General features: G+C 60.0%; 4 protein-coding genes and 3 pseudogenes. 3 read left to right on the top strand and 4 right to left on the bottom strand.

Going from position 1 to position 5866, the window contains the following annotated elements:
* Window positions 1–389 (top strand): annotated as a pseudogene (locus A3AS_RS0139315) (peptidase M16); the annotation flags it as partial.
* Between the two features lie 335 nt (window positions 390–724).
* Window positions 725–991, top strand: coding sequence for a hypothetical protein (locus tag A3AS_RS0139310; protein WP_018322905.1), 267 nt, complete (start codon window positions 725–727; stop codon window positions 989–991).
* A gap of 223 nt (window positions 992–1214) precedes the next feature.
* Here the strand turns inward: A3AS_RS0139310 and A3AS_RS0139305 are convergent, their stop codons facing one another.
* The 3 genes and pseudogenes from A3AS_RS0139305 to A3AS_RS0139295 all read right to left on the bottom strand — a co-directional run bounded on the left by A3AS_RS0139305 (window position 1215) and on the right by A3AS_RS0139295 (window position 4018).
* Window positions 1215–1463, bottom strand: coding sequence for a hypothetical protein (locus A3AS_RS0139305; RefSeq protein WP_018322904.1), 249 nt, complete (start codon window positions 1461–1463; stop codon window positions 1215–1217).
* Window positions 1464–1787: 324 nt separating this feature from the next.
* Window positions 1788–2087: a hypothetical protein gene (locus A3AS_RS0139300; RefSeq protein WP_018322903.1), complete on the bottom strand. Its 300-nt coding sequence runs from the start codon at window positions 2085–2087 to the stop codon at window positions 1788–1790.
* A gap of 391 nt (window positions 2088–2478) precedes the next feature.
* Window positions 2479–4018: pseudogene (locus tag A3AS_RS0139295) on the bottom strand (alpha-N-arabinofuranosidase).
* Between the two features lie 167 nt (window positions 4019–4185).
* Here A3AS_RS0139295 and A3AS_RS46290 point away from each other — a divergent pair.
* Window positions 4186–4532 (top strand): annotated as a pseudogene (locus tag A3AS_RS46290) (integrase core domain-containing protein); the annotation flags it as partial.
* Between the two features lie 530 nt (window positions 4533–5062).
* On the opposite strand, the gene groEL reads toward A3AS_RS46290, so the two are convergent.
* On the bottom strand, window positions 5063–5866 hold an 804-nt coding region (gene groEL / locus A3AS_RS0139290; protein WP_018322900.1), incomplete at its 5' end, for a chaperonin GroEL.

Below are 5866 nucleotides of genomic sequence, written 5' to 3'. Positions count from 1 at the left end.
ATTCGGCGGTGTTCATCGGCAATACCGGCACGCGCGCCGACCGCGCCGGCGACACCATCGATGCCATTGAAAAGGAAGTGCGCCGGATCGCCGAGGAAGGCCCGACGCAGAAGGAGCTCGACGAGGCCAAGTCCTACCTCAAGGGCTCGCAGATGCTGGCGCTCGATACCTCNTCCAAGCTGGCCCAGGCGCTGCTGCAGTACCAGCAGGACAAGCTGCCGATCGACTATATCGAGAAGCGCAACGCCATCGTCGACGCCGTGACGCTGGACGACGCCAAAGCCGCCGCCAAGCGCCTCTGGGACCAGGGCTTCCTCACCGTCGTCGTCGGCCGCGCCCCNCAGGCCGCGGCGCAGCCCTCCGCGGCTCCGGCGACGAAGTCGAACTGACGTCCCTCATTGCCAGCAGAGCTCCATAAGTCGAGTTCGGCACCTCCCATCTGTATGATAGTGGCGCTACGCGGCCGAGCGGAAACCGCATCCGGCCGCGTAGCGTTCTCAACGGCAAAACAAGGAGACGATGCATTTGTCTCTAGAGGATCGCTGGCACGGGGCTGGACTGCATTTGTTGACAATGAGCATTTTGAACCGGGAGGGCCGCCGGCAGTATCGTCGGCGCCTCCTTCAACGAGAAGCGGATGAGGATTGGGCTGCCCTTTGTCGCGACCAGCGTCCGGGCCACGTCGCGGCTTGTGTAGCGGGCCGTACTGCGCGGGAGAGCGTCAATGCGTGATTGGAAGAGCGAACTCGATGCGCTCGTCGCTGAAGCGATGGCTTTCGCGCTGAAGGTGGAGATCGGGCAGCCCCGGCCTGAACTGAAAGAGGCCATCGACCGGGATGGCGTCAGCCTGCCCGACTATGGTGGCAGCGAACGCGATCAAATTAGGAAGCGGGTCGAGAGCTTCAAAGCGCACCAAGAGCGCTTCATGCGCGAGCGCGAGGAATACGCCAATTCGCTGCTGCGCCGGATCAGGCCGATCACCAAAGCTTAGAAGAGTTCGTTGAACCTTTTCACGAGCCCGGAGGCAGCTTTAGTTATGCAGCTCAAGCAGTGCTCGAGGGCGAACCTGTGGGCCGAGAGTTTTCCGCCATTTCGGTCATTGATAAGCTGGCCCTAGACTTGCGGACCACTCGAACCGGCGCATTCCGGAGAGTTAAAGATCTCAAGCTCTCGTGGTGCCAGGGTTTTTCCGCCGCATATGTCGCCCCATTACGCTAAAAAGAGGCGTTCTTTTCTACAAGTATCGCGGGATCTTGCTCCGAACTGCGGGCATCGTCACGCGCGGGCGTTTTTTCGAAGGTGCCGATCGGCAGACGGATTGCGACGAGGTATTTGGCACACAGGTCGCGATGATATCCCGCGGCCATAACGCGAAAATTCCGCCGCCCTCTCATCTCCGGCCAGAGGCGCGGGTTGTTCGGCGCGATCACGCGCGAGGCACGCCGCCACTTGAACCCCATCATCGGAGACCTCAAGTGGATCCGGCGGCCTTACGATTGCCGAAAGCTGGCCAGTCTCGCTGCTTCGACATTGCAAAGCGGCGATGGGCCGATCCCGACGCCGCCGACGTTAAGAATTCTTTGAGAGCACGCTCATCTTGAAAACGCCGAACGAGCGTCGGACTTCCGCCCGGCCTCCGAAAGGAGGCCGGGCTCTTTCGCCACAAACAGCTCTGGCAAATCCCGAACGATTTGAATCGGATGCTAACGCTTCACCGTGACCGCTGTTCGCAGAAAACCTTCAGCCACAGTTGCCAACCAGAGCTTTGTGGGGCGTACGCGCTGGCTTCAATCGCTGTCGGTGCTGCCGCCATTTGCCGAATCGTCAATAATCGCTTTGGATGGGGCCGTGCCGGTGGTGCCGGTCGTACCCTTAGTCCCCTTAGTTGATTTTATGCCCACCTTTCCGCCCACGGAGCCGGGGTGCGCGCTCAAAACCTCATCATCGATCTTGGTGCCCTGTGTTTTCTTGCCTTGCAAACCGCTGTGGGGCTTCGTGGACTCGGAAGGAAGTGCTTGCGCGAGGACAGGGCCGACAAGCAAGGCCGAAAGGGCGCATGCGATGGCAGAGGTTTTCACTAAGTTCATCCAAATCTCCTGGATTGCTCGCGATGATTCGGTGACTTCCCGCCATTCGCATGCACCGGACCGATCGCATCGCATAAGATGGTGCGAATGGCGCGGGGGTCATCAATCTGCTTCGCGTGGTCATCGTGTAGGGATTTCGGGGCAATTTCGCGGAAATGCCCACCGCATATGCGGCGACACGCAACGCGCTCGGTAACGTGCGGTTGGGCAACGTGGCGGTGCTTTGCTGAAGCCTTAGTCTCACCTTTGGATCAATCCAAGAAGCTCGTCTTTTCTATGGCGGCCGACAAAAGGAAGTGTGGCTAGGTTTCGCGGAAATCATGCTCAAGCAAGGACCCAAACCGGGATGGTGATTGATCCTTTGGCGCTGCACTTCGCGGGCCCAATCTTCTCAGTCTGCCGCCAGGTAGATCACATTCCATGACGCCGGCTTGAGCCTCGCCTGCAACCTCCCGTGGTCAAAGGCCACGCTTTGCAAGGGCGCCGGCTTGACCTTGTCCGGCGTATTCTCGGTATTTGCTGCCATCAGATCATCGTGCCGGAGCTCAAGCCGCTCGTGAACTGTCAGGGGACCGAAGCTTCTGGCCTCGACGCTCACCTCCATCTCCTGCTTCAGATCACGATTAAGCAGAAAGAGCGACAAGCCGCCGCCTTGTTCGGCAACTGCCGCTATCTTGAGATACGGCACGTCAGGCACTGCAAAGGTCTCGGTCGGTCTACCGTCAGGATTGTTGTGCGACGCATAGTAGGCCTCCGACTGGACTTGCGCGCGCAAAATTCTGCCGCGACCAAAGCGGCTCATATGCGCAAAAGGAAAGAAGACGGTTTGGCGCCACGCACCTCCGCCTGTCTTGGTCATGATCGGCGCGATGACGTTCACGAGTTGCGCCAGGCAGGCAACTCTCACCCGATCGGCGTGATTCAGCAGGGAAATGCAGGCGCCGCCGAAGGCGAGCGCGTCCTCCATCGTATAGATTTCCTCAAGAATGGGTGGTGCCACTGGCCAGCGGTCTACCACCGGGGCGACCTCGTTGCGCGTTCGATACCAGACGTTCCATTCGTCGAAGCTCAGCATAAGACGCTTTCTGGAGCGCCGCTTGGCCGCAACCGCATCAGCTAGGACGACGACCTCATCGATGAAGCTGTCCATCAGGTCGGTGCTCGCGAGAAACGATGCGGTGTCCTGACCGTAATTCTCGAGATAAGTATGGATTGAAATGTAGTCGACGTAATCGAAGGCGTGTTCGAGGACTGTTTCTTCCCATTGACCAAAACCAGGCATCTCGCGCAACGATGAACCGCACACCGCAAGCTCGATGCTAGGTCCACCCGCCGCATCATCTTGGCCGCCTCTCTTGCAACAACCCCGTAAGCGGCAGCACTCTTTTGCTCTATCTGCCAGGGCCCGTCCATCTCATTGCCGAGGCACCACAGCTTGATCCCATGAGGCATCTGCCAGCCGTGCTTGCGGCGGAGCTCCGACCACGCAGTTCCCCCGGAATGGTTGCAGTATTCGACCAGATTGCGAGCGGCATCGCCGCCGCGGGTCCCCAGATTGACGGCCATCATCGGCGCGACATCGGCGGCCCTGCACCAGTCCATGAATTCATTGGTGCCGAAGCTGTTCGGCTCGGTGCTGAACCAGGCCAAATCGAGGCGCGCCGGCCTCGTCTCCAGTGGCCCAACGCCGTCCTCCCAATTGTATCCGGAGACAAAATTGCCGCCAGGATACCGAACGAGGGTCGGGCCGAGTTCCTTCACCAGCGCCAGCACGTCCTTCCGAAAACCCTCTCGTCCGCGGTCCGATGGCTGGGCTCGTAGATGCCGCCATAGACGCATCGGCCCAGATGTTCGATGAAAGCTCCAAAAAGACGAGCGTCGGTGTAACCAATGGTGAAGTCACGGTCTATCAGAACGTTGGCTTTCCTCATGTCTTTCTCGGGTGGCCTGGGGCTGATGACAGTTACGAGGTGGCTGCTGCTGTGCGAAAGAAACGAATCAAGATTCGTGCCGTTTGCACGGAGAGAGCTCCATGAAGCCGATCCGCATCTATTGAGCGATTTGCGGAGCGCGAGCCCCGCGCCAGCCACGTCGTGGACTGGAAAGGGTCTGCAAGGAAGTAGGATCCCCGGCGACGATCCGCGTCGATCAGGGCAGCGAGTTCGCGTCGCGTGACCTGTGGGCTTACCAGCGCGCCGTCACGCTGGACTTCTCGCAGCCCGGCAAGCCAAACGACGATGCGTTCATCGAGGTCTTCGACGGTGGCTTCTGGGCCGAATGCCTCAACACCCGTTGGTTCCTTTGCAGACGCCCAGGAGAAGGTGGAGACTTGGCGCAAATATTACAACCAAGAACGCCCCCAGGGGGCAATCGAGCAACAGACCGCCGATTTTGCTGCAAAACCACCTCGGCGTAACCAGGCCGCTAACGTGTTCAGAGTCGTAAAACTCCTGGGCGGTCCAAACCGCGGTGTCGCTGCATCCTCAAAAGTCATTCGCCGTGATCTGCCTGGCCGTATGCTCAACAGCATCAATTGCACAACCTGCTGACACACACTCTCTCTAAAGCAGATATTCCATGATAGGACGCTGCGGCGGAGTTGAGGGGGCCCTTAGGCGAAGCGGAGCCCGTCCGCGAGGACAAAATGAAGCGTGTGGCACTTCCGCACGATATCTTGTGGTTTTTGACAATGAGCATTCTCGCTGAGGGGTTTCAAACAAGCCCTCTGGCCATGAGATGTAAGTGCGAAATTCCGTCGCAGTGCTGGACCCGCTTTACCTTGGCCGAGGCCCTGTCGCCGCCGAAGGAAAAGTCACAAGCAAATTAGGTCTCGACCTGCCGCCGCTCATATGGATAGCCCGATGGGTTGGGCCTTTGGGGCCGCTTGCAAGGGCTACGTTGGAAGCTCGCCCGAAGCAAAAACCCTGGCATTCCTGCCAGGGTTTTGCATGTCATCGAAACTTTGAGAGGGTGGATCAGAAGTCCATACCGCCCATGCCGGCGCCCGGAGGCATTGCTGGACCAGCCGCGGCCTTCTTCGGCAGCTCGGCAACCATCGCTTCCGTCGTGATCAGCAGCGCCGCCACTGAGGAGGCGTTCTGGACCGCGATGCGCACGACCTTGGTCGGGTCAATGATGCCCTTGGACACAAGGTTGCTGTACTCGCCTGTCTGGGCATCGAAGCCATAGGAGTACTGCTCGTTGTCGAGGACTTTGCCGACCACGATCGAACCGTCTTCACCGGCGTTGATCGCGATCTGGCGGGCCGGCCAGGACAGCGCCTTGCGCACGATCTCGACGCCGGTCTTCTGGTCGTCGTTCTTGGTGCGCAGGCCCTTGAGCTGCTCGGAGGCACGGAGCAGGGCGACGCCGCCGCCCGGCAGGATGCCTTCCTCGACTGCCGCGCGGGTCGCGTGCATCGCATCATCAACGCGATCCTTGCGCTCCTTTACCTCGACCTCGGTCGCGCCGCCGACGCGGATCACCGCGACGCCACCCCCGAGCTTGGCCAGACGCTCCTGGAGCTTCTCACGGTCGTAGTCCGAGGTGGTCTCCTCGATCTGCGCCTTGATCTGGGCCACGCGCGCCTCGATGTCGGCCTTCTTGCCGGCGCCGTTGACGATCGTGGTGTTCTCCTTGTCGATCATCACCTTCTTGGCGCGACCGAGCATGTTGAGCGTGACGTTCTCGAGCTTGATGCCGAGATCTTCCGAGATCGCCTGGCCGCCGGTCAGGATCGCGATGTCCTGCAGCATGGCCTTGCGGCGATCGCCGAAACC

It is taken from the genome of Bradyrhizobium sp. WSM2793, from assembly GCF_000379585.1.
In the GTDB taxonomy this organism is placed as follows: domain Bacteria; phylum Pseudomonadota; class Alphaproteobacteria; order Rhizobiales; family Xanthobacteraceae; genus Bradyrhizobium.
Note: the sequence above shows the minus strand (reverse complement) of the source record. Positions and strands in the feature narration are given on the sequence as shown.